The organism is Nitrosomonas nitrosa, from assembly GCF_003051105.1.
GTDB lineage: Bacteria > Pseudomonadota > Gammaproteobacteria > Burkholderiales > Nitrosomonadaceae > Nitrosomonas > Nitrosomonas nitrosa.
This window is the reverse complement of sequence record NZ_QAOO01000027.1, coordinates 1-25158: the sequence shown is the minus strand read 5'-3', so window position 1 is coordinate 25158 and position 25158 is coordinate 1. Positions and strand designations below refer to the sequence as shown.

Below are 25158 nucleotides of genomic sequence, written 5' to 3'. Positions count from 1 at the left end.
CACGCTACTTGGCGGGGATGATTTCAGTGGGAAAATCCGCCTTGACAGATTTTAACTCCTCCAGCGTCTTGGCCGACTCGATAGCTTCCTTGATTCGATAAAATTCATCACGAAAGCGTTGGATGGTGGCACGATAACTTGCCAGAGTTTTTTCGTCATAAACGCCGAGTACGGCATTTTGCAGCTTATATTCAGGCACTAACTGCCCACGTATTTGAAAAGACAGATTGGAAAAATAGTCGATCAAGGCAGGTTTGATATAGTCTAATTTATTAGACTCTTCAGTAATGTCATACCATTCAGTGTTCGCATAGACATCATCAAGATTGGAAGGTGTAACTGAAAACAATGCAGGTCGTAATTCCAGTTTTTCAAGCTTAATATCTAAGATCTCCCCATCTGTTTCAACCTCATATTCGTAATTGCCTGATTCACAGATATGGGTCAAATAGTGAGGCTCCTTTGCTAAGGAACTTCTTAGTAGCCTACCATTGTTATCCAAAATTTTAGTACAATTTGGATTACCACCAACTTGTAAAGTAAACGCGTTGTATCCTTTATTAACTTGTACTTTTTTTTTCATAAATTATCCTATGAAAATTCAATACCTATAGAATTTATAAATATATTATTCCTAGCACTAGCGCTAACCATCATAATTCTCAGAGATAGCGCATCCTCGCTTGGATTAATATTTATCTGAAAAGGTATTTCTTGGTAGCTTATATCTTGGTCCCCACTATGCTGAGTAATAGTTATAGTATTTGAGAAGACTTCCAGTTGATCAGGCGATCGAGTCGATTTTATAAGCTGGACATACAAGGATTGAGATTCTCCTCTGATGCTGGAATTTCCCACTACTCTCAATCTATTGATTCTACTTACTCCCCTTGGTATGAAAATACCCATAGCACCTCCCTTACGTGAACCAGGCGATCCTCTACCCGTAACCTGATCCGGAGCCTGAGTACCCCCTACTCCTAAATTGTAGTCAAATGAATTACCTGGATCATTATTATATGGAAGGAATCGAAAGTAATACCAACCTGCATTAGGACGATCATCCTGAAGATTAACACTCGAATCAATCAGCGCCTTAAAATCATCTTCATTAGGTTTCCGATTATTTTTAAAAAGATCATAAAGATATCCCCGTGATTTCGGCATTAGTTAACTCCTCCAGTTTTTAAGTTATCCGTCGCACCCACAATAAAATCAATATTGATATACATACAGCCAATACCCCCCCCGCACAGCTCGGCCTCGTCACAAGGGTATTCATCCGGTCTGAGCGGTTCGATCTGATGCTCTTTTGCAGATACCAGAATGGAGGCAGCAGTCGAAGCGCTGGCAACTTCCACTTCATCGCCTTCTTCATTGCCTCTGACGACAAAATCGATATCGATACTCATCTCGCCGATGCCCGGCCCGGCATTCTGATGGAACAGCTTGAAGTCGGTAACATAATCGACATAGGGCTGCTCCTCGACAAACGCCAGGAGTTGCGATTTATAGACCTTGCCGCCAAACGGGATATCGGCGCCGTCATCATATGCCCAAGGTGACAGATGACGGCGCAGGGCGTCGTTGAGCACCTCGCGATAATAGCCACCATCGAAGCCTGCATGAAAGCCGACACTGCATGACACGCGAACCGGCTCATAGCGGGGATTGATGACCTGCAAGCGTTGCTGTTTACCGCCGACAAATCCACTGCCATAGGCGCGCAGGTAGCGGCCGATTTTCTCGATCAAGTCGGTCGATGCTTTCGGCTCCAGGGCATTTACAGCGTGGTGCTGGCGGGATCGCGGGATAACGACGATGCTGGTATGGCCCGGTAGAAACTCCGAGTAGTAACGCTCCGTATCGATAGCGGTATGCGGAATGCTTTTGGCTTTGTACACTTGCGGAAAGGCTGCCAGCACCATACGCTCATAGTCCCATAAATTGACTGCGCGTTGTTTATGCCGCAACCGCTCGCTGATCCGGCTGTAAAACGGTATATCCTGCTCGGCTGGCACGCCATTGAACGAAGGATAAGGTTGCGAGACTTTTTTGATTGCACTGTTGCGCTGATTCAGGGCACTGATGCGGTTGGCTGCTAAAGGCGTCGATAAGTGATCGGGATCGTTGCCCCGGTCGTCAAACACTGCGGTCACTACCTGCGTTTCCAGCGTGACCATCTGCGCTGCGCCTGCCGGGTCTTTCTGTATCGAGGCGCGCAGCCAGTGCAAGTCACTGGGCAACACTGTCGATCGATTCACGGCATCACGACCGATATTGAAGACCATCATGCCCGGTTGCTGCAAGCCTTCAGTGGTGTCGGTCACGATGTCCGGGCCGCTCAATGGTGACCAACCAGCGGCAGTCAGATAGTGCCACTGAATATCCTGCTGCCGAACGGCATCGACGGATTCCGCCGAGCCTTCCAATGCCTGAAACAGCAAATACACGTTCTGCGGCGGCTGCAATTTTTCCAGGCCGATATACAAATTGCCTAGTGCCAGATCCGGCAGAAAATTGCCAATCTCTGCCAACGGTGGCGGCATACGCTCGCTGCCAAACGGCAGGCAATGGAAAAGCTGTATCTGATTGATATTGGCTGTCTGATTCAATTGTATGCTTTGTGTCGATTCGTAGCCCAAGGAAATCGATTGGATCGTGGGGGTATAGGGTGGATTGGGAAAGTTGGGTGGATCAACACGTTTAGCCGCCTCTGTAGCGAATATTTTTGGATATTGTTTATGACCAAAATCCCGGTTGTTCAATCGCAAACGAATGAATCCCTGCACCAGTGACGCATCCCATTGTTCAAATTCGGGCAGTTCGGAATGCAGCCGCAAATTGGGGCGGATACCAGGAATGGTACGATCGGATACCAGTTTGCCAGATGCGGAATCGAATAAATTGACAGCCGGTCCAAAAGGTTGCCAGGTAGTGCTAGCCAATGCAGCGAGACTAACAGTGTAAACCCCATTATTTTCTGGTCGAGGGTTATAACCTTCATAGTACTTATTAAAACCATTATCAACACCTGGCAAATCTGCCCATCGAATCTGTATCGTCAAACCGGTCAGTGGTTTGCTGAATGCCTCACGGCTGCCGATATAAAACAGCGACCCCACTGACGGTGCGGGTCCGAATGGCTGAAAACTACCACCTGCATCGAGCACGCCATAGTCATTCTGCACTACCAGTTGCTGCAACCCGGCCTGACTGGAGTTTGCATCGACTTTGACTGTCAAGTCGATCTGCTGCAGTTTCAGGTTTTTTAACTGGTGGTAGAAAGGCTGCTGTGGATTCTGCAGCAATTTGAGTACCGGGAATTCCGTATCGAAATAGCCCTCCAGTTTTTCAGCATTAAAGGTGGTGATGGCCGGTTGATCGGGGCGTACCGAAATATCCAATATCACTTTACTGCCCATAACCTGCACCGCGCGCAGTTGCAGTTCGATCCAATCGTCCTTTCCGCTGGCGTAAGGAATCAAACGGCTGAAAAGTGCTTTGGCATCGGGTGATTCGGGCTTGGACTCCAACGATTCAAACGTCAGCGTCACCGTGATGGTGCGCTGTCCTTCCTGCAGCCACAACAGATGCGATGCAATGGCAAAACCGACGGTACTCAGTTGCATCATGCTTGGGTGACCAAAGGCAGGCCAAGCAGGGGGAGCGCTGACCAGCGGCGCGCCCAGGCCATCGGCCGAGTTGGCGACTTCCGCTGCATAAATGCGGCCGGTGGGTTCGACCAGTATCGTTTTCAACTGCGCGATGCGGGCCCGGTTAACGACGATGTCCCGGTCGGTCACATAATGCAGCGGCTTACCGAGATTATCCTTGCCTGCTTTGAGCTCGGTACCGGCGGGCAGATAGTGTTGGTTGACCTGGGGCGACAATTCGAAGAGCACGTGCACCCGGTCCGGCTGCGGCGGGCGGCGTTGAAAGCGCAGCACCTGCTCGTAATAGTATTTCAGATGTTCGCCACTGAGGCGGTTGATATCCGCCTGCAAATAACGGTACAGATGCAGGAATGCCAGCAGTATCGTCATGAACGGCCCGTTATCGCGTTTCTGACTGGCGGCAGTGAGGTAATCGCGAATGCTGTCCACGCTCAACAGGCCTTTTTCATTCAGGAAAGCATCGGGGAAAAATGCCTGAAAGGTGCCATCCACCTGATCATTTAGATCGTAATAACTGAATTGCCCGGCGATACGGTAGAGCATGGCGAGTAATTCTTCCGGCGGGCGCGCATCGACCGGTACCTGCTCGGGACTCAGCATCGGCGGGAACCGCTGCCTTTGGCTCGCGCCGTCTCGTTTGACCGGATGTCCGACTTTCCAGGCCATGATCGTTAGCGCCCCACGTCCGTGCCTTCCTGAATATAGAACGGGAAGACAAAATTGAATCGGGAATTGTTGCTGCGTATGGTGTAATCGACCTGAATCATCACCGTGCCTTCGAGCTGACCGGATGCATCGATACGCACATCATTGACGATAATGCGCGGTTCGTGGCGAATGATCGCGGTCTTTACCGTGTCCTGCATCAGCGACAACAGCGACAACGTCAGCGGCTCGAACAGCATGGTATCCAGATTGCAGCCAAAATCGGGTTGCAGCACGCGCTCACCCGGCCGGGTGGACAGCAGGATTTGCAGGCTTTGCTGGATATCCAGCGCGCCTTCCACCATGACGATATCGCCGCCCGCAGGTGCGGATTTTTTGAAGGTGGGGGGGAACCCCAGTCCTCTGCCCAGAAAATCGGCTTTCAAGAGCTTGTTCGTCATCATCGTTTATCCGATATTGACCAGTGGTGAGCCCTGGGTGATGACCCCGCCATGCGCGGTCTGGTCACCCAGCCGCGCTGCGGGCAGGCCGTTGATGAAAACCGTATTGGAACCCAGTGCAATCATATCCAGCGGGCCATTGCAGGTGAGGGAATCACTGACGCGCGCAGCGGGCAGATTACCGATATTGACATTGGGTGAACCTTGCGGGCCTACGGGGCCGCCATTGTGAGGCACGTTACCGGTCGCCATCGGGCAGACGTGCATATCGCCGACTCTCGCTGCTGGATTTCCCATACGCTCTCCTGATCCTTGACTTTTTAAACTTGCTCTCTCAATTGATATTGACGGGATTGCCTTTTATGCTGGTCACGCCATTTGCCTGCAGCTCCACCTGCGCGCTTGCTTCAGCGCTCCATTTATTCTGTGCCTTGGCCTTCACATTGTTTTTGGCATTGAATTCGATGTCCGTTTCGCTGTTGAAGCTGATCCCTTCGTCATTCAGGCGGATGCTGTTGCCGTTCTGATCCGACAATACCAGTCCTTTTTCATCGTCGCTGATGACGAGGCTGTTGCCGCCCGGGGTTTGCAGGGAAATCGATTTGTCCTCTTCATGGAACACCAGCCGCAGACCTTCACGCGAGACGTAGCCTTTTTCCAGATTATCCTCGTTGGCGGTAAAGGGTGCAGGCTTGGCGCGGCTGTGCAGCATGCCCAATACGATCGCGTCGCGCGGATCGTCATTGATAAAACCGGCAATGACTTCGTCATCGACTTCGGGCAGAAAAAAGGTGCCGCGTTCCGAACCTGCATCCAGTGTAGCGATTCTGGCCCAGATTCCTTCCGCTTCGTTGTCGACGATTGGCAAGCGGATACGGATACGGAAGTCGCCATCCGGGTCGTCTTCTATCTGAGTGACTACGCCGATCTGCAAACCGCTGACAGCGGCCAGCATACCCTCAGCCGGTGGCTTCTGAATGGTTACGCTTTGCGCAAACCATTGCGGCGACAAGCCAAACTCCACATCGGTCAGCCAGACACCTTGATGGAACTCGTGCCGCACACCCGCTACGAACACCACACCGTTATAACGGTCACCGAAGCCATGCAATTCGATCAATTGGCCCGGTTTCAATTCGGGATTTCCATGAAAGCGCACCCGGCCACGAGTGCGTGACAGGCGATCCTTCAATAGCCGCGCATCCGCCCAGGCTTGTAATTCGTCTTCCACCACGTGGCCGCCATGCCGATGAATGACGGATTCGTCTTGATTGGCAGAGGCAATCTCTGATGCGGGCAGGTTGCCATTTGCCTGGATATCCGGCTCGGCGGCAGTCCGCTCCAATAGCTCCTGATTGGAATAATCCCAGGAACGCGCACTGACTTCTTCGAACTGATCGCGCAGCTCCAGTTCCCCATCGAATTCCAGCACATTCCTGCCGTATTCCAGGCGGAATGCACTCTGCTGATCAAAATCAGGTGGGGCAATGGTAAATGCACCGTCTTCGAGCACCGTGATCAGGCCGTTGAATTCCATGCGCATGAGCAGAAAATCCCAGTCGCTGACATCATACTGAACCAGTTCGGCATGCTGGTGCTCGGTGGTGGTAATGTCGTGAGAGAGCTGATAGGCATCAATCAGTTGGGCTGCCAGATCGCTGTCGCTGAGTGCTTCAAAATACTGACTTTTGCGCCTCAGGGTCATGCGGTAGGCGGCATCGCGGCAATCGATCTCCAGATTCGAGAAACCCGATCGGACCGAAAGCCGGTGGTTGACGATGATGCCTTTGAATACACGCATTTCGTCCGAACGATAGCCCAGAAAAATCTCGATTTCTTTGCCTGGCACAAACCAGGGTTGATTGCTGATCGGGAAATCCTGGCTGCCGGGGCTGCCATCGGTAATGATGAGCTTGGCGCTGGGAATTCTGGCCACTTCTTTGCATACTGTCAGTCCCAACAATTTAAGCTGTTGCGGTAGTGTTTCACCTTCGATTTTGATGGTGTAGGTGACTAAGTCGCGTGTCTGGAATTTAGGCGCCAATTTTGCGTTCATCGTTTCGTCTGACCTGGTCAGCCTCGCCGAATCGGCGGGAAATAGATTTCCTGGCCGGGTGCTAAATTACGAAACTGAACGAGCTGATTAGCCTGCGCCACTGCGAGGTAATAACGTTCATCACCATAAACGCGTTTTGCCATTAAGGGCAGGGTGTCGCCTTCTTGCACTTGCAGTACATGAGTGATATCCGGTGACCCCGGGCTTACCTTTTTGATCACATCGGCTTCACTGTGCACCTCGATGAACGTGGCATTCGCCGTGGCCCGTAATGGAAAACCTTCCGGGGAGAACAATTTATAGGTGATGCTCATCTCTTTGAGACGGCATTTGAAAACCAGTGATCCCCAGTTGATGACGAGATAATTGGGGACATGGGTGTCACCCTGAACATTGAAAACAGTATTTTCAAAAAATGCTATTTGTGATAACACACTGACCCGGCTGGTGACTTCGTCGACGAGATTTTCCACTACCGAAATATTCGGAAGGTGTTCGGAGATATTCGATTCAAAAATGGGGATTGCGCCTGTGCCGTCGAACAGGAACTCGAAACGCATGCTTTTGGGCGCATTTCTTTCCCAGGGCGGATCATAACCATCAAGACCGGGTGCTTGTTCATTCACTCTGTAAGAAGCGGAGTAATTGATCGAGTAGTTTTCCGGATTGACTTGAGCGAGAAAGAAACGCTCGCCTGCCCGTTTCGAATCATTGAAAGACGCGTCTTTAAATGCGATGATTTTCAGTTTTGCCAGTTCACCGAATATCATCGCTCTTCCCTCTCTCTCAGTTTGCGCATGACTTGTTCCACACATGCGGCCACGATGGATTGCATGTCCACGGGGGTTTGTTGGTGTGAGGTATCTTGCTGAGGGCGCGCTTCATCATCGCGTACGATGGCTTTGATGTGCACTTCCCGTATACGGATCGCCATGATCAGATCAACCTGAAATAATGATAAGTGAATTCCATCGTCTCGATGACAATTTGATTCTCCTCCGCATTGAAATCCGCAACCATCCATTTCTTGGGCCAGGCATGCACGACATTCCATGACATCAGCGGTTTGCCTGCCGAATTCAATAACGTAATCATGATATCGGTAGGCTGAACAAACAAGGTTTGGATGGTCCTTTGGCACCACTGCTGGACGTCTTTTGTTTCAAAATCCAATGCGCCTTGATAGATCTGTTCAAGCCCTTTCTTATCATTCTCGTTTATCCCCGCTGCTTCGGTTTTTGGCGCGAGCAGCCCCCGCTTCAATACCAGATCGGGATATTGCGCTTTTACCGGCAGTACATGCTCGAACTGATTCTGCCCGCCTTCTCTAAAGGTTTCGGTCACGATTTCCGACTGCAAACCCGAGACGGATTGAAACCGGAAATCCTCTGCCACCGTATTAATTTTCTCGAAAGTGACCCGGAAGTAAAAACCAACAGGCGGGTAATACAGTTCATTGGCAGCCATTTACGCCTCTTGAGCGATATGGATACCCTCATGCTTCAATACCAGCGTCTCGATGGCGATTTCATTGTTCTGGGCATTCAGATCAGTCGATGTCACTTTGGTAGGCAGCGCGTTATCGATCGTCCAGGTCACTACCGCTTTTCGAGCGGCATTGAGCAAAGTTATCGTGACGGTACGGCGCTCAGGCATGCCGTTATTTTCCTTATTGGTGTCACCATTCCACCAATCGAAGAAGTCATTGCTTCCTGCAAAAGTTCCGCGCTTGAGGGTAAGTTCCCCATAGCTTTTCATACCTGGAATACATTGCTTGGTAAAGCTTGGGTCCATGCCGCCACGATATTCGGCCGTTTCACGGGTAAGCTCCAATCCGGTCACTTCCTGAAAACTCATATCTGCACCGCCCCAATTCACGCTGAAGTGAAACTTGGTCAATGGGTAATCATTTACTGTAGTCATAGTCGATATCCGTTTTTGCAGTTAAATTATGCGTTTTGAACCCTATGGGTAAATTTCAGGATGATGAATTCCGCAGGGCGTACCGCAGCCATACCTATTTCGGCGATGAGCCTTCCTTCCAAAACATCCTGAGCTGACATGGTTGCACCCAGACCAATATTGACAAAGAATGCCTGACTGGGTGTACTGCCAAACAATGCACCGGCTCGCCATTGACTGGTCAGAAAGTTTTCGATCAAGCCTCTGATGCGTATCCAGGTATTTTCATTGTTGCCTTCAAACACGAAGGGTTCGATGGCTTTGCGTAGCGATTCTTCTACAAACAGGAAAAAGCGCCGGACAGAAATATAGCGCCATTCTTTGCTGTTACCCTCGAGTGTTCTCCCTCCCCATACCAATATACCTTTTCCAGCAAAAGCGCGAATGGCATTGACTGATTTGCCTGTAGAGTGAATATTCAACTCCTGCTGTTCTTCGTCGGTGATTTTGCGTACAGGTGAAATAACCGAATTCAAACTGACATTTGCGGGCGCTTTGAATACCCCGCGGGTACGATCTATCTGGGCGTAGATGCCTGCGATTGCGCCACTGGGTGGCAGCGTAACAGGAAATCCGGCTATCAACCTTTCCAGTGACGCTATGAATTTGGTATTAGCACTAAGAGAACCGGTATCTGTAATGGTATCTTTATTACGATCAACAAAACTGAGCGAGCTTGCTAAATCATATTGATAGCTTAATGTAGTGTTGAGATAGGGATAGTAGGCTGCGCCGTAATTGAGGTAGTTAATTCCAATGCCTGGAAAAGTAGTTGTTCCACGAAAAGCTGCTATCGGTGAAGCTGAAGTATCGGGCGAAACGGGATCTTTCACATCGATCAAAGTAAACCTATTCTGCAATTCGCTGCATTGCTTTAGTGCCGCCTGATACAGATTATAGTAGTCTTTATCTTCCAAAGCAGGAGCATCGGGAAATACGAGTAAGGTAATTTCATCCACTTTTCTTGCTAGCGCCAAACCACCGACACGGCCGGTGCTACTATCTATGACTGAATCATCGAGATATTTCGATTGAACCTTAGTCCCGGTATCTTGATAGCGATTTACAGAGATGATGTAACAAGGTCCGCCACCGTTTAAAAAATACATCAGTACCTGGTAGTACATCAGGTAGGGTGAAGGGTCTGTTGTATCTACTGCAACTTTTATTGGCGTATTGGTAGCTGTATCGACTGTAATGACCAACCGCTGATTTTCAGCCTTGCCATACATTTTTTCATATTCCAGAAGCGAATTGATTCTGACAGCTTGGCCATCCAGTGGCCGTCCCGTCCCCCCTCCTTTGTCGGTATAACCGATAAAAGCAGGTATCGCCGTTGAAATCGGAGCAACCGAAGAGGGGAGAAGTCCTATTTCTTGAATATATACGCCCGGTGTTCTTTCCACGATATTTCCCCCTACGCTTCTGGAAGTTTGTGTGTGAATTTGAGAATAATGAATTCAGCCGGCCTGACGACTGCCAGCCCAACATGAATGATCAATCTTCCCTCTAATATATCCTGTGCGGTCATTGTCTTTCCCAGTCCAATGAGAACTTCAAAAGCCTGGTCAGGCTTGGCCCCTACGAGTGCGCCCGCTTTCCACTGTAATGTCAAAAAATTCTCGATCAGACTGCGCAGACGAATCCAGATGGATTCATTGTTGGCTTCGAAAACAAAATTCTCGATGGCTTTTTTGATCGATTCCTCTACAAACAGGAAGAAGCGGCGCACGGATATATAGCGCCATTCATTGCTGTTTCCATCCAATGTACGCGCACCCCAGATCAGCACACCTTTATCTGCAAAAGAACGAATGACATTGACCGATTTTCCGGTTGAATGCTCATTCAAACTCTCCTGTTGCAGATCATCGATATTGACCAAGGGACGAATGACGCTGCTTAAGCCTTCATTTGCAGGGGCTTTAAAGACACCTCGCGTGTTATCCACCCGTGCATACACCCCTGCTACTGCCCCACTGGGGGGTAATTTCACCCTGAAATTTTCGATGTGTGACTTGATTTTGGTATAGAGGATATTGTCGATATGAAATAAGGAACGGTTTTGATAATACTGTTCTTTCTCATGATTCCCGAGTGTCCCACCAACAGGATCCGTTACGTTCGGAAGATTATCTAAATCGTTAAGATCGTAACTCAACTTGATTTCAGTTACTTCGGATGGTGGTGTCCCAGTTATACTAATTTCGACGTCACTCTCATAGTAACCATATCTCAGATTGGTCAGAAGCCAGGGGTAGTAGGCTGCGCCATAGGAAAGATTGTTGATATCTATAGCGCTTCTAAACTCCTGGATGACTTTATCAAGAAGACCAAAATCCTGATCACCACGGTGCAGATCGATCAGGGTAAAGCGGCTTTTTAACTGGGCACATTTTGAAAGGGCCTGCTGATAAAGATTAAAATTGGTTTCGTTAATTACAGCCGGTGCATCAGGAAATATCAGCAATGTTGGTTCATCTTCCTGATCCAGCACATTGAGGCCATTGATCAGTACGTCAGAATTCGGTTCAGTTATTCCATTTTCGGCTTTATATTCACCTACCGAGACGATATAGCAGGTTCCACCACCGTTTGCATAGAACATGCGCAAGCTGTAATACAACCGAAACGTTGGCTGCCCCGGATCCTCGGGCATAGTAGTGATCGTGTATTCTTCCGTACTGGCCTCATACTGCGCTTTGGCAGAAAAAGTTTCCTGAAATGGCCCACCAAATAAACGTTCGAAGTCCATCAGCGAACTGATTCGTATGGCTTCAATCGAAGATGAAGGCCGCTTTTCGGTGTAACCAATAAAAGCGGGAATAGCTGTCGACACCGGTACGACAGAAGGCGCGAGAGTAGTAATTTCTTCTACATATACACCTGGAGTTTTTTTTGTTTGCATTTAGTCACACCCTACTGATATCTAAGTTGCCAAGATATACCTCGGAAAAAATGTCACGATCTTCCGGGTAGACTGTTTCCACTCCTGGATTGGGGAGTAAAAACTCTTCATTGATCGATGTATTGGGAATAACATGCCGGAAGCGGATCGGTCTATATCCTGCTATCAGTGGCTGTATTTGATTTGTTATTAATCGTGTTTGCGTTGCGTCTGTATATCTTACGTCGCTGCCCGATACAGGAAAGACCGATTGCCGTTTATCAAAAATATAGCGCCAATAGGCAAGACGATTCTGCCACCACAAGACAAAGTTCGGCTTCGATAAGCTATGAGTAACGGGATCCAGAAGCGCATAGCCGCTATGGATCGTGTCCGGCAAATAAAACAGATCGATTATTGCCAAAGTATTTGCCGATACTTCGCCGGTATTAAGATAAAACTGATGTGTCAGAGAAGGAATAGGCTCTCCACGATCATCAAACGCAGCGAGACTGTATAGCCCAGATGGCAAGGAACGCCAATCAAGTTCGCAACTTCCCAGTGGAGTTCCTGTATCGTCAGATTCACAGGTATTTTCACTGCGATGAAACTCATTTTCGAGTACGAAAGTTACTTCATTCAACCCTAATCCTGAAACATCAATTGAAAATATACTTGGCCGGACAGCAATACGATCGCGGCCCGAGACGTAAGTACCTTCATTGTTCAAATACAGCGTTCCTTTACCGCTGTTGTTCACCCGATTTGAAAAGTAATAGAGATTGGTTGCAAAGTTATCGAAGGGTATGTTCGTAAAATTCCAGAAAAATGGATTCTTGACTTTCAAATGAAATGTCAGGAGTAATGGCTCTGCAAATGGCACGAAAGGAATAAAAGTTGCACCAGCTTCCTCGGCTTGCAACCAAAGGAAAAAGCCCAGTGGATTTTCACGAAATCTGATTCTATAGTCAGCCATTGACAGGCGGGTTGAGGGGGTTGGGGCAATAGACAAATCATTCAGTATTGAATAATTTTCGATTATGGCTGGATCGTCAACGATACTGCGCTGTTCTTCGGCGTTTAAAACATTGTCCGGCCAGCTATCTGGGTGCAGATAATAGCCATGCAAGATACGGATATTGCACAACGGTTGATAATTTATTCTCACACCCATAATCAAGTCATCCCATCATTCCCTGCGTTGTCAGATCGACTTCAGTGATCATACCCGTTCGCGCCATTGGCAATTCCATCTGAATCGGAATCAATCGTGCCCGGTACATTACAAACGGGAGCTGTTTGCCTCCCAGTGAACCCCATAAATCATTCAATTGCTCGAAACTCAGGGTATGCAGGTCCAAACAGATTTCAATTTCACCTTGGCTTACGCCCTGATTGGGATCCACTGACGCCAGCGGTGCATTTTTAAACTTGAATATTTTTTTACTTTGGAAAAACTCTATTACACGGAACAAATATTCAATCGCAGAAGAATATTCGTTGAAGTTTGCAGCAAACAATAAATATAAATTGATATATACCGGCGGTTGTAGTTCGTAAATCTGCGAGCCAACTTGTTTTGTAGCTGGTTTGTTTTTTAGCGCCGCTTCTTCAGCGACATTGACCAGGCTGACGACAATCCGTTCTTCCAGGCCATCATCATCTCCAGCACCTCCCGCAATTCTCGTTTTTGCCATATTCCCCAATATGACGGGATCGAAGGTCGTGTCTTGTGGAGAATCTTCAACAGATTTTATGTAGTGATTGAGCTGCTTGATTATTATTTGTAAAAGTAAGCTACTCATAATCACACATCCGAATAAGTATCAATCTGTCAGTAAAAACTGATTGATAAAACTAGTTATGAAGTACTGCCAGACCAAATCAAAACAGCTACATGGATCGGGATTACTCATATGCATGACAGGAGGATCAGTAATCGAAATTATGTACATTTACCTTACACCCTCCTTAGTGAATTTCTGGAGCTGCTTTATTTTTAACAGATCGAGAATATAAGCAGTATAAATATTCGATTAATCACGTTGAAACCCTCTTGATTGAGGATAGCTGACAGTCAATTAGTCATGTTCATATTCGAATCTATTTAAATGAAATGCTAAACAAATTGATTTCATTCTAATACCATTTTTTGACTAGAGTAAACACTTTATTAATCATATCGTGATAAAAACACATCACTACAGCGTACCTCGACTTTCGTACGGTGATTATTAAACTAAAATTGAAAGAATAACAGTTGGTAAGTTGAACGTATACTAAACAATAACCTCAATTACCGCTCTTATTTTTTTCTTGATTCGCGAACATGTTCTTCGCAATTGAACTGTTTCTTTGGCAGAAAAAAATAAATCACTCACGGCGGGAGGTTTGTCATGAGTGATTCATGTCAAAGCCTGTTCGAGAATCCTGAAACTAATAGATCCTAAGCCTAATGTGCAGAAAGCCAATATTTAAAAGATGGTCCCGGTCGGCCGATAAAACATTGCCGATTCAAGCGATAAGCTTTGACAACGCTAAGTGCACGCTTCGCCTCCGTTTCATTCGGGAACATTGCTATACGGGATCGATTTGACAAGAGGACCCAATCCGACCCTTCTTGTTGGGCTCTAACCGAATTCCAATCAATATTGATACAATCTGCCCCTTGAGATGAACCACCTGGAATACTTTTACCTTTTTTCAAGTAGATCATGGAAGGATTAGGTCGCCCTACATAACAGGTCGTATCAAACCCATAACGCTTTATGGCCGCATAAGCAGCTTTCGCTTCATCGGCCTTACTCTCAAAATCAAACAGCCAACGATTACCTTGAACAATCTTCCAACTACTGTTTACTTCTCTGATTTCAATCGCATTCGGATCATGCTGGATGCAATCTTCTTTGAAATCCAGTGAAGAATTACCACCATCCTGAGGAATAATTGAGTTCTGCCCAATAGCAAACTCTCGATCTATAATGACCATTCCACTCTTAAGATCTTTCGTTGTCGAAAGATATAGCAACGCATTGTTCGAAGGAAAAAGATCCTCAACATTGACATCAAGATAATTTTGGTCACTGCCGACCAGACCCAAAGGATACCAGCTAGTACCCTTGTCAGGGCTATATTGGATATAGATTTCACTTGCCTCGGTGTTGTGTTTCCATTTGATGCGTTGCTTTCCAGAACGCCAAACTTCTCCACCTCTCGGGCTCAGAAGCTCAATTGTCGGCGTAACGGCTCCTGAATCCTTGGAAAACACTATCTTTTTATTATGGTAAATCTCCACCCTAGCGAGCTTCGCATCAAATGGAGCCACGACACTGAAAATACGGCTTCCACCGCCACCCGATAAGTTATGAGCATTGAAAGGAATTGATCTGATGACTATTCCGTCTTCCGTATAGAAGACAATGCGATAAGGACCAGCAGGATTGATGAAGGATTGTGCTAAGGCACGCTTGCGGACTGCATTAAATTTAGAAATGACACCATCCTTCTCAATCAAACCTGAAAAGACAAATCCCTCACGTGGCGCCTTCTCTATTTTTATACTGGAGCTCGCTCTACCAGCTAATGTGCCAGCACCACTGCACATTCCGGATGTATCGCTTACATTAGAGGTTCCCCCCGTCATAAATTGATGTGGAGGATCGAGCACACGACAATTCTCAAACCAACGTAGCAATCGATGATAATTAACATCAGAAATCCAATGCTGCGCTCCCCAAATTGGGATAAGCGTCTTAGGTCCATAGGACATATAGTCATGAACAAGATTGGCATCAGGTGAAGTGCAGGCAGGAAATATTTGAGCTGGATTAACCGATTGGCAAGGCGCAATAGGACTGAGTGTCCACACCCCCCAGTTATCGATCATATCAAGATCAACACTGGCCATATTTGGTCTCATCACGACTCCAAAGACACCGTCATTAAAACCAACCATCTCGTCAATAGCACCAATTGAACCATGAGTATAGGGCCAACGTTCCCAGTCATTCAGAGTACCACCTAGACTTTCATTATGTTGATTACTAGCATGATTGATACCTATATTATGACTCACCTCATGGGCTGCCGTTGAAACAGCTGGACTAGTCAACAATCCAGGTAAGTTGTAACTGCCGACCCCGCCACAGGGTGGACTCTGAACAATATACATATAGGTCCAAAAATTCACATCAGAAATTGGAGATCTGACATTAGTGCCAATTGCCATCGAATCTAGTGCGGAAAGTAGAGATCTACATCCTCCTTCCGATCCCCCCGTACTTATGCCTGTTACGATATTATTACGTACTGAAATAGAACCTGTGATGGGATAAAGATCTTGAATAAACCGGGTTATTAAATCAGCCGTCTCCTGCGTCGGGGCAAGCCCTATCCCAGCGTCCCGTCCCATGCCGTTTACACGAATGATATCTAGGCCCATACTGTAAGGCCCAACGAAGTTAATATTTATATTTGCCAGTGGCATGCCTGTAGGGATTGTCGTCAGCGTCAGGCGCATAGAGCGAGCATTCTGAAGAAATTTTCCAGGAATGACATAATCAAGGGATTGATCGACCTGAGCCCGTCTTTGTGCCAGCACGCGTCGCAGCGTACTGGGTTCTGCACTTCTCTCAACCAGAGGTACATTACTGCCACCTTCAGTGTTTTCTCTGATCATCTTAGTTTTGCGTGATCCGTCCTCATAAAACACTGTAACGCTCAAATCACCATTGAAATTCGCTTCAGGCAATCCACTAGCGCCGAGAAAAAATCTTACGCCAGTATCACGCCCCGAAACATATGTCAATCTTTTTTCAGGCAGCGCCATAACACGCGTGTCAGGGTAAGAAACGCGCTCATCGCCTAGATGAGTTAACCGGGACATAATCCCTTGCGTTACTTCATAAGCAAGAACCGAAATTGCCGAAATTGGTGTTACCGGATGCAAGGTTTCATAAGAGAGATTGTCGATCACCATTAAGTCGAAACAATCCGAAGGTGGGGTAGCAACAACCCGTGTAATATTGCCTTCTCCTGGCTCAGCTCGTAGTGTAATATTACGAGAAAGGGACAATGGGCCAGATTGATGTGGCGATCCTCCTGCAGGGACATATCGGAAGCTGTCAACCTCGATTAGATCAGAAAAAGCCTCGATCGTGTAATCACGCACATGACGGTTTATAACGCGCATACCTACTTCACGAACTGCCATAGCAGGTTCGAATTCCATTACTAGGGGCTCACAGTTTACCCGATTAAAGGTTACTTTTCCTTGTTGTAGTACCTGTACCTGCCCAGAAAGCCCATACCACTCAATGGTCGGACGCGATGGAAATCTGACGCCCATTGATGCATAAAGACCGGTAGCTTCTACACCACTCACAGCACTCTCATTTTCGCTTTGCTCAAATGTGATCCTTACGCTATCAGCTTGAACACCTCCAGAAAGCGCAATACACGTTACTGCAATACCGCCATAAACACTACTAAGTTTAGTCAAAGTAACCATAAGCCTCCCAAACAAAAGATTCCCATAAAATTAGTCATTGCAGGTATACCGCAGCATGCTTTCAAGAAACAAATATAAGTAACTGATTATATACAATATAAAATATTATATTCCGATGGCAATAATATGTTTCTTTCAAACGCCTTGTGGTCGAAGGCCGATTAATTACGCTAAAAAGTGAATCCGCTTCTAGCCGGTTGGTCCCTCCATTCACAGCTCCGGTTTCGTTCACACGAATAAAATTCCCCCTCCATGCCTATAAAGCAATCAGATTACCGTTCTAGATACTGCGATCACAATGGGAAAAATTAATGAGAGAAAACGTTTCCCATAGTCCAACCCTTTCACGGTTTGCTGTTATATGACCGCCGCCATCCTCCTCTCGGTAACATATCGATTACTTGAAGCGTGAAATCGATTTAATTGGGGTTGAAATATCTTTATCTTGAATGTTTCCCAGGAAGCACGGCGTTCACGATTTGCGTTGACTGCACCTCCCCCACCTCCTTCAGCGACTACGTAGTTGCCATTGGACGCACGCAGTGCAACCTGCTCGCCAGAGCGAATCACACCACTACCATTAAGCTTCTCAATGGTAAATATAGACGAATTCTCGATCCATCCTAGCGTAGCCTTTACTTGCCCTCCACCACCTCCTTCTGCAGAAAGAAACCGGCCATACCATGCTTGAAGCGCGACTGAATCTCTGTGACGCAGTTCTTCACCTGGGCGAGTTCGGTTAAACAGATGAAATGTTTCCCATAATCCAACGCCATCACGATTGGCCAGTACCTCACGCCCACCACCACCTTCAGCGACAAGATAACTACCATTGCTGGATTCTAAGGCTATTTGCGTAATCATCTTCCGCTCCTTAACTTATTATTCGAGTTGATCAAAGCCGTGATGTCAGAGTTTGAATAACAGCCCGTCTGTTCGAACCCTGACGAGTAAGCCACCTTGGTCAAAATATGTTATACAAAAAATTGCCAGTTACATTAATTCTGCACGATTTCCAGATCTCCATTTTGATAAACTCTTACACTCTTAAGCGGAAGTGAAATTTCTAGCCGATTTGTAATCATTGTCGATATAGCGTTTTTTAAAAAATCATTGCTAAAAATCGCCTCTATTCTTCTCTCTACATTTCGTTGTAAATCACTTCCGGCATTGGGACTGAACCAGTCACAAAGGAAGGCGAACAGGTCATCATGACATCCTGAAATTGATACCGTAGAAAATAAATTAGCATCGGGATTGGTATACGAAAAACGGCCACGTTGTATATTAGGCTCGAGATCAATTTGAATTACAGCATTATTCATTTGAATATCACGATCCATAATTGCAAAACAACCCGCATTGTTAACACAGTTTGTCCAAAACTCTTTGCCTTCACTCTCAAAGAAAAGATTGACGCGTATCGCTCCTGATGCATAGCCACTATTTGCGCCAACAAAACCGGTTGTTATCCGACGAGTACTCATGTCAACGATATAAATGGAAGAGGGATCGCGTCTGACCACTGGAATCGATATAGGCCTCCTGAATTCTCGGCCACCAATAACCGTTCTAAAGAAACTGTCATTTGGACGGAAATAAGCATGCTCAAGGCTGCTATCGAATTCATGCCGATTTGGTGTGTAGTTGTTTAGTCGTACGGAAGTTTGCCTAAGAATGTCATTTATGCTGCTTATCCATGTCGCTTTTGGTATGACTCTCATCCCCGGAACACGCTCAATAATCCATTGCTGGTTACGACCACCGTGAAAATCCCACAACTGTACAATGCCACCATTGAGCGACTCGGTGCCTGCACCGGCATCCAAGCTTTTACCATTTGCAGCCAATCTGATAGAAAAAGTGTTAGAACTTCCAGCAATACGATTTATGCGCCATTGCTGAGTTGGGGCCGCTCTTGGATTGTTATCTTTGTCCCAGAGAATAATGGCGCCACCGTTCTGATTCATAGAGGGCCAAGCAGCATCCAATGCTTTACGGCTTGCGGCCAGTTGAATGCGATAAATACCATGATTTGGGGATGACTCGATAAAAAAATGCTGGTTCAGCCCGCCCAGATAATCCCATAACTGAAATCGAGTACCATTAGTTGAAATATCAGCGCCCGTTGAATCTAGCACCTTTGCGCTTACTGCAGAACTTATCTTATAAATTCCAGTGGGTAAGTGATCTGCAAATACATTAGTCATAGCGAGCATAAAACTTCCCACACACAACCAGACCTTAATTCGTTTAATAAAATAATTTGTGACCACTTTCAATTCTCCCTTGCCTATTTATTGATAAGTACTGGAACGTTTGTTCATTTATTCTTTTCAGGATAGAACCACAATAAGCACAAAAAAAATCACTCTGCCTAACTGCTCTTTTCGTTCAATGAACCGGCATCTGAGTAACTAACGAACTGGAAGCTATCTTGCATCATTTTAAGATCATCATAGACCCAGCTTGTAAATGTCATACTGACAAGTACCGTTTTAACTGGATTTAATAAATCACTCTACTACTGAACGCTATAATTAATAGTACTGAGCGCTACTATACTTTACACAGCCAGTTTATATTGAAGATAGGCATCTGATTTTAATGATAAATTAATTTTTGTAATTCATCTGCTTGCAGTAAATTACAAACAATTCGTTACAGTAAAAGGAAGCAAGAAAGGATGCTTGAGTAGAAAGGTTTTTGCTATGAATGATCTGCAGATTGCCTAGTAGTCAGTCACGTTGGAACACGAGGATACAAACGCGCCAGTTTACGACGAGCATCCTGAGAGGTGAAACGCCAATTGACGGGAACAGCTTTAGCATTGCGAGCATGGATATTGGCATCTACTTCACAGCGGAGACGATCTTTATCCGGAATACGTTTTGTCAGGCACATGTTGGACAATACAGCCAGTTCGATTTCGGCAATGTTCAACCAGCTACCGTGCTTGGGCGTGTAATGGAATTCCAGTCTTCGCGCTAAATTGTGTGCTTGCTCGGCTGGAAATGCCTCGTAGAGAGAGCCAATTTTGTGGGTGTTGAGATTATCTAATACTACCCGAATAACGCTGGCTTGCGGATAAAGGTCGGCAATGTGCTTCATGCATTGGGCAAAATCGATCTTGGTACTCTGGTCGGTGATGTCAACCTGGCGAAAGCCGCGCCTAGGCTCGCAAATCATCATCAAGTCACAAACCCCTTTGCGCTCGTACTCGGTATCATAACGGGCAGGCTTACCTGGTTCGGCTGGAAGTGGCTTGCGTACTTCAGCGATGAGTTGCTTGGGGCTTTCATCGAAACAGACGACCGGACGCATCGGATCATAGGGCTCTTCATACAGGTCGAGCACATCTTCCATCGCCGCCACAAAGTCAGAACTGACCTCTGGTATACACCATTCCTGCTTTTGCCAAGGTTTAAGCGTGTTTTTTTAAAAGCTGGCGAATGGTTTCGTAACTGCAGGAATCAGCGTAATTCAACTCCACTACTTTGTCCGCCAGCAGACGCAGTGTCCAGTGGTCATGGCCATCGGGTGCATCGCTGCAAGCCACTGCAATGAGATGGGCTGCCTGTTTGTCGGTGAGTTTGGGCGTCTTGCCGGGACGGGGATGATCTTTCAAGGCGGATTCCGGCCCCTCTTCCACGCAGCGCTGTCGCGTCTTGGCCACCATCGATGGCGAGACGTTTAGCGCATCGATAATGTCTTGGTCTCGCAAACCCTCTGCGGCTTTGAGCAGAATGCGAGCGCGTGTTTGGCTACGTGCGGCACTTTTGCCTTTTTGTACTATGACTTGTAACATCTGCTTCTCATTAGTGTTCAGATTAACTTTATATTTAATGGCTGACATGATTGCTTCCCTCACAGCAAAAACCTCTTGATAGCATACATTAAGATTATTTCCTATCATTTTGTTTTTTCATGACTAGCTACTAGACAGATCTCGTACTTCTGAAGGCGTCAAGCCAAATCGTTGCTTGAAAACGCGATTGAACCAGGAAAGATTGTTGAAACCCATATCGAAAGCAAGTGTGCTGATGCTGCAACCAATATGCAAGGGGCTGCACAGGAAGCGATAGGCTTGCTCAAGGCGTATTCCGGTGACGTAATCTGCAAACGTAGTTTGCTCACTGTGAAATAAGGCGCGGATATATTGAGGAGATATACCTTGGCGCAAGGCTACCTGGTTGATAGTGAGTTCGCTCTCAGCAATATGCTCCAGAATATCGCTTTTCACCGCTTTGAGCCGTGCTGCACGGAGCCCCCGCCCCTTCGCTATTTCCATCTCATCCTGTTTTGCGCCGAGCAGCAGTGTGAGCAGATCGTGTATCTGAGTAGAAGCTAATGAAGCGAGCTCAGGTGACAGATCTTGCTTCATTTGTATCAACATTCGGGTATAACCCACAAGCAAGCGTAATTCAGGCATAGATGCGCTGCTGATTTTTTTCATCAAGCGCTCGTTCAGTTCAGAAACTCTGTGCGCAATCTGTGTTCTAGGCACGACAATGACCGCGATTGTGATCGTATTTGGGTTAAGCGCCTGGTGAATGGAATCCGTTGGCATCAGCACTGCTTCTCCAGGCATACAATGCAATTGTTTGCCATTATCTGGAAAGATTAATGCCGAGTGATCAATAGGGACGACTAATGCCAGATTGTCATTGCTTTCAGCAGCGACATGGGTAGCAGTACGCCGAGATAGATGGGGTGAAACGATGGTCTCGTAAACGCCTAGATTAGGTAATAACTGCCCTACCATTTCCACGAATGGTGCATGACCCTGATAAGGTTCCATATCCATGTTAGCAATGGAAGCATAAACATCCTGAAATGCATTAACCCGCTCGCTTTCAGGAAAGTCTGTTGTAGAAAACCTAAAATGACCCATTTTTCTCTACCTCATTTAATGAAGATGGCCACTTCCGCAAAATCTGTGGGTAATATCCGGCAGAAATTAGGGCATTACTCCTCATGGGGAGGTAAGATTGTTTTCCCAAAACTATCGGATCTATGCCAAGGATAAGCAATGCTGATCAATACTTTACTAAACAATATTGTGAGGTTCAAGTCATTTGTTTATGACTCCATCATTATCATGATGGTGGAAGGTGTAGAAGCTTCAGTCATTGACATCAAACCACGCATCAATAGTCAGCCGATCTGCCTTGAATGTGGTAAGCGGGTACGAGCTATGACCGACAACCCCCAACGATTATTCGAGTATCAGCCGATTTGGTCATTTAAATGCGACTTGCGCTATGCACCGCGCCGTGTCCGATGCCCAACCCACGGTATTAAGATAGAAGCGCTACCTTGAGGTCAAGGCAAGGAGCGAATGACTTTCTCAAATCAGACCTATCTGGCCCGCTGAGCAAGGTGGCTCTCCTGGAAAGAGACTGCCGAAATCTTCGAGACGAGCTGGGATACGGTTTAGGTTTACCGGGCAGTCAAATCTGTCGTCGATTATGGCCTGGCGTGAAGAAACTTACTATGAAAAAAGCCTATGGTTTCAAAACACTGAAATATCTTGAAATCGCTTTGTATCATACACTTGGCGAATTACCGATGCCTGAGTACAACCACAGATTTTGCTGAAGAGATTTTTTATTAACCTAATTGGTACACAGTTTGCTCAGAAATCCAAGTCACATTACCGTTATGCAACCGCACCGGCAATCATGCTTCCCGATTCGGGAAGTAAATCAGTTCACGCTGGTATTCAATACTCTGCCGCACATTGTTTTTTTCCTGCTTTATCCTTTTCTAGCGGCTACGCCTCCGGCGGCCTTTTTGTATTGTCATGTTTATTTTATTTGTTTTGTTTTTAAGCTCATGCAGATTGTCGTCTTCGGTAATCAATGCCCGGGATTTTCTGTACAGGGCACTGATTTCAAGATTGGAGCCGGTTGCAATAACCCCTTCTTTTCTGAGAGAGCGGTAATCGCGATTATCATTATTGGTGCTGATACCGATCACGTCCCGTAAAACCCCGCTTTCACAGGCCTTCAATAATACCGGCTGATTGAAGTGCTTGTCAGGCGTAATAGCAAATAACGAGCTCACACCGGCGTTTCTTGTAAATCTCTGCAATCTCGCCAACAATATTTTGGGTGAGCGTTCCAGCAGTAAGATCGGCAATTCACTGATCGACTGAACAGCACCGGTGGCATGGGCGCCAACCAGGCTAAAGTATTGATCTTTATGCTTCAACGCCATGCCGATTCTTGCCAGATCATCCGGCGTGGCAATGTTTTCCAGCAAACAATCATGTTGTTTGTAAGCATCACCCTGGTATCCACCGGCCTGACCGCCCATCCAGTTGATGAAGTTGACCTCGAGTTTTGAGTCGATGACGCTGTACTGGTTGGTGTTGATAATGACATGACCTTTAAAGCCCGGTGCAAGGGAAACCATTTGCGCGGTGAATCTTTCATCCTGGCGGGATGCTGCTGCATTCCCACTAGGATGATTATGCAGCAGCCAGTAGCCATCGGCCTGTACGCGGAATCGGGTATTGTTCACCCAATCACCCAGATGATGGTCGCTACCGTTGATCTGTTCCAGATACACCGATCCGGGCAGTCGGGAGCTGATGGCTGTGTGGTGAATGATGCGGGTTTTACGGGTATAAAATATGCGCAGTGTTTCAAAGCGCGGGTCGCGCAATATCTGTGCCATCACAGCAAACTCGTGCGCGGATTCGATTTTCCGGTTCAGGAGTGTGACGCCTCCTTGCTCTTTGAAATCTTTCGGGAAATGACAACCCAGTATCGTGCCACCTGCCCATCGAGCTTGAGATTCGAGCAGTTCGATATAGGCGTTTCTGCCAGTTTCTTTTTGTGCTTCGGTGGTATTGGGACGGGTTTCAATGTTGTCATAGAGATCACCTGCATCTGGTCTGGATGGATTTACAGGTGTGGCTTGTAGATTATCACGCATGACTGATTCTCCTGTCCGTATTAAGCCAATGCCTGTTTTTGTGTTTTGGCTTTTGTGCCGACCTGATGCCGACTTTGGCTTTCGGATTGGGTTTGGGTCGGATGTTTTTGAATCGTGTTTTGCTGAATCACTTTCTTGATTGCTGCACCCACCTGCCGTTTGACGGCTTCCATTCCCAATACGCTTTTGTTGGCCAGATCGTTAAAGTCGCTGAGTTTTTGCGATGCTTGTTCATTGGTAGCGAAGACAGGAAAGACCGCGATACCACTAACCAGTCTAGCCGCTTCCTGCGCTTTGTCCCTGCCGGTGTTTTTCCCATTCAGCGCGACCAGGTGCTGATCGTCATCACCGGCGATAACAATGGGTTTGTTCGGAAATTTATCATGTAACAGTTTTGCAACCGGAATGAGATTACCCGAATCGAATGCCGCGACAACCGGGCCGTCTATAGCTTGCGATACGGTATCGGCGGTGGAATAACCTTCCGCAATCATAATGACTTTGGTGTTGTCGAGCGCCGTCAGTCCCACCAAATCCTGGTTATTACCGTCAACCACATGGAAGTGACCTTCCTTTTGGCTGCCCGCCACAAAGAGCTTGGTGCCGTTAGGTTGTATCGTCTGTGCGCTCCAGATGTCTCCATTTGCATCATAAATCGGCAGCAGCAAATCACCCGCGACAAACACAAGACTGTCGGGATGTTGTTCTCGAACCGATTTGACTTCCTGCCGGTCATTGCAGATTTTGATGATGGAATCTTGCGGCAAACCAGCTGACGATTGCGGCACCACTTTTAAACTCCCCAGTCTTGCATTTTTGTCTTGCAAATAAGGATGATCACCATTGGCAGGCAAGGCAATAACCAACAGGGCTTTGATGGCTTGTGCGACTTTGACATGCTGCGCCTGTTGTTCGGCTTTTCGTTCCTGCTGTTTGATCGCAACCTGGGCGGCAAAGGCAGCCTTTTGCGCTTCGGTCAGCGTATAGCCTTTGGCCCTCCAGCGTATCTCGACTTT

20 protein-coding genes and 2 pseudogenes are annotated in these 25158 nt (G+C 46.9%); 1 reads left to right on the top strand and 21 read right to left on the bottom strand.

The features are described from left to right. Window positions 1-4: 4 nt before the first annotated feature. From C8R30_RS12860 to C8R30_RS12775, 19 genes are all read right to left on the bottom strand, one after another. The gene (locus C8R30_RS12860) at window positions 5-583 is read right to left on the bottom strand and encodes a hypothetical protein (protein WP_107790278.1); all 579 of its coding nucleotides are present in this window, start codon (window positions 581-583) and stop codon (window positions 5-7) included. A gap of 8 nt (window positions 584-591) precedes the next feature. After that, the gene (locus C8R30_RS12855; protein WP_107790277.1) at window positions 592-1167 is read right to left on the bottom strand and encodes a hypothetical protein; all 576 of its coding nucleotides are present in this window, start codon (window positions 1165-1167) and stop codon (window positions 592-594) included. Beyond that, a complete protein-coding gene (locus tag C8R30_RS12850) occupies window positions 1167-4343 on the bottom strand; it encodes a baseplate J/gp47 family protein (protein ID WP_107790276.1) in 3177 nt (1058 codons plus the stop codon). Before C8R30_RS12850 ends, C8R30_RS12855 begins: the two co-directional genes overlap by 1 nt. 5 nt (window positions 4344-4348) lie before the next feature. Beyond that, window positions 4349-4786, bottom strand: a complete 438-nt coding sequence (locus tag C8R30_RS12845; RefSeq protein WP_219908885.1) for a GPW/gp25 family protein — start codon at window positions 4784-4786, stop codon at window positions 4349-4351. A gap of 3 nt (window positions 4787-4789) precedes the next feature. Further along, complete coding sequence (locus C8R30_RS12840) at window positions 4790-5020, bottom strand: PAAR domain-containing protein (RefSeq protein ID WP_219908884.1); 231 nt, start codon at window positions 5018-5020, stop codon at window positions 4790-4792. A gap of 97 nt (window positions 5021-5117) precedes the next feature. After that, window positions 5118-6839 (bottom strand): type VI secretion system tip protein VgrG, encoded by a 1722-nt coding sequence (gene vgrG / locus C8R30_RS12835; protein WP_107790274.1) that lies wholly within the window; start codon window positions 6837-6839, stop codon window positions 5118-5120. 17 nt (window positions 6840-6856) lie between these two features. Further along, window positions 6857-7609, bottom strand: a complete 753-nt coding sequence (locus tag C8R30_RS12830) for a CIS tube protein (protein WP_107790273.1) — start codon at window positions 7607-7609, stop codon at window positions 6857-6859. Next, the gene (locus tag C8R30_RS15980) at window positions 7606-7773 is read right to left on the bottom strand and encodes a DUF5908 family protein (protein WP_181258748.1); all 168 of its coding nucleotides are present in this window, start codon (window positions 7771-7773) and stop codon (window positions 7606-7608) included. Before C8R30_RS15980 ends, C8R30_RS12830 begins: the two co-directional genes overlap by 4 nt. 2 nt (window positions 7774-7775) lie before the next feature. Next, on the bottom strand, window positions 7776-8306 hold the full coding sequence (locus C8R30_RS12825) for a phage tail protein (protein ID WP_107790272.1): 531 nt from the start codon (window positions 8304-8306) through the stop codon (window positions 7776-7778). Beyond that, window positions 8307-8762: a phage tail protein gene (locus tag C8R30_RS12820; RefSeq protein ID WP_107790271.1), complete on the bottom strand. Its 456-nt coding sequence runs from the start codon at window positions 8760-8762 to the stop codon at window positions 8307-8309. Window positions 8763-8788: 26 nt separating this feature from the next. Further along, a complete protein-coding gene (locus C8R30_RS12815) occupies window positions 8789-10207 on the bottom strand; it encodes a phage tail sheath family protein (protein WP_219908883.1) in 1419 nt (472 codons plus the stop codon). A gap of 11 nt (window positions 10208-10218) precedes the next feature. Next, window positions 10219-11709 carry a phage tail sheath family protein gene (locus tag C8R30_RS12810; RefSeq protein WP_107790269.1) on the bottom strand — a complete coding sequence of 497 codons (1491 nt, stop codon included), beginning with the start codon at window positions 11707-11709 and terminating at the stop codon, window positions 10219-10221. Between the two features lie 4 nt (window positions 11710-11713). Continuing rightward, window positions 11714-12862 (bottom strand): hypothetical protein, encoded by a 1149-nt coding sequence (locus tag C8R30_RS12805; protein ID WP_146162697.1) that lies wholly within the window; start codon window positions 12860-12862, stop codon window positions 11714-11716. 7 nt (window positions 12863-12869) lie between these two features. Beyond that, a complete protein-coding gene (locus C8R30_RS12800) occupies window positions 12870-13493 on the bottom strand; it encodes a Pvc16 family protein (protein ID WP_107790267.1) in 624 nt (207 codons plus the stop codon). Between the two features lie 647 nt (window positions 13494-14140). Next, the gene (locus C8R30_RS16470) at window positions 14141-17197 is read right to left on the bottom strand and encodes a hypothetical protein (protein WP_258192042.1); all 3057 of its coding nucleotides are present in this window, start codon (window positions 17195-17197) and stop codon (window positions 14141-14143) included. A 357-nt stretch (window positions 17198-17554) separates the two neighbouring features. Then, entirely contained in the window at window positions 17555-18061 is a 507-nt protein-coding gene (locus C8R30_RS12790; RefSeq protein WP_107790266.1) for a fascin domain-containing protein, read from the bottom strand. A 134-nt stretch (window positions 18062-18195) separates the two neighbouring features. After that, entirely contained in the window at window positions 18196-19416 is a 1221-nt protein-coding gene (locus tag C8R30_RS12785) for an RICIN domain-containing protein (RefSeq protein ID WP_107790265.1), read from the bottom strand. A gap of 523 nt (window positions 19417-19939) precedes the next feature. Then, a protein-coding gene (locus C8R30_RS12780; protein ID WP_107790293.1) for an IS630 family transposase occupies window positions 19940-21053 on the bottom strand; the annotation gives its coding sequence in 2 pieces (ribosomal slippage) (window positions 19940-20627 and window positions 20626-21053; 1116 coding nt in all). 75 nt (window positions 21054-21128) lie between these two features. Further along, entirely contained in the window at window positions 21129-22091 is a 963-nt protein-coding gene (locus tag C8R30_RS12775; RefSeq protein ID WP_107790264.1) for an AraC family transcriptional regulator, read from the bottom strand. A 138-nt stretch (window positions 22092-22229) separates the two neighbouring features. Between C8R30_RS12775 and C8R30_RS12770 the strand changes: the two are divergent. Next, window positions 22230-22631, top strand: a pseudogene (locus C8R30_RS12770) (ISL3 family transposase); the annotation flags it as partial. Window positions 22632-22966: 335 nt separating this feature from the next. Here C8R30_RS12770 and C8R30_RS12765 read toward each other — a convergent pair. Both C8R30_RS12765 and C8R30_RS12760 read right to left on the bottom strand, forming a co-directional pair. Beyond that, complete coding sequence (locus tag C8R30_RS12765) at window positions 22967-24142, bottom strand: JAB domain-containing protein (RefSeq protein WP_107790262.1); 1176 nt, start codon at window positions 24140-24142, stop codon at window positions 22967-22969. Between the two features lie 20 nt (window positions 24143-24162). Further along, a pseudogene (locus C8R30_RS12760) lies at window positions 24163-25158 on the bottom strand (hypothetical protein); the annotation flags it as partial.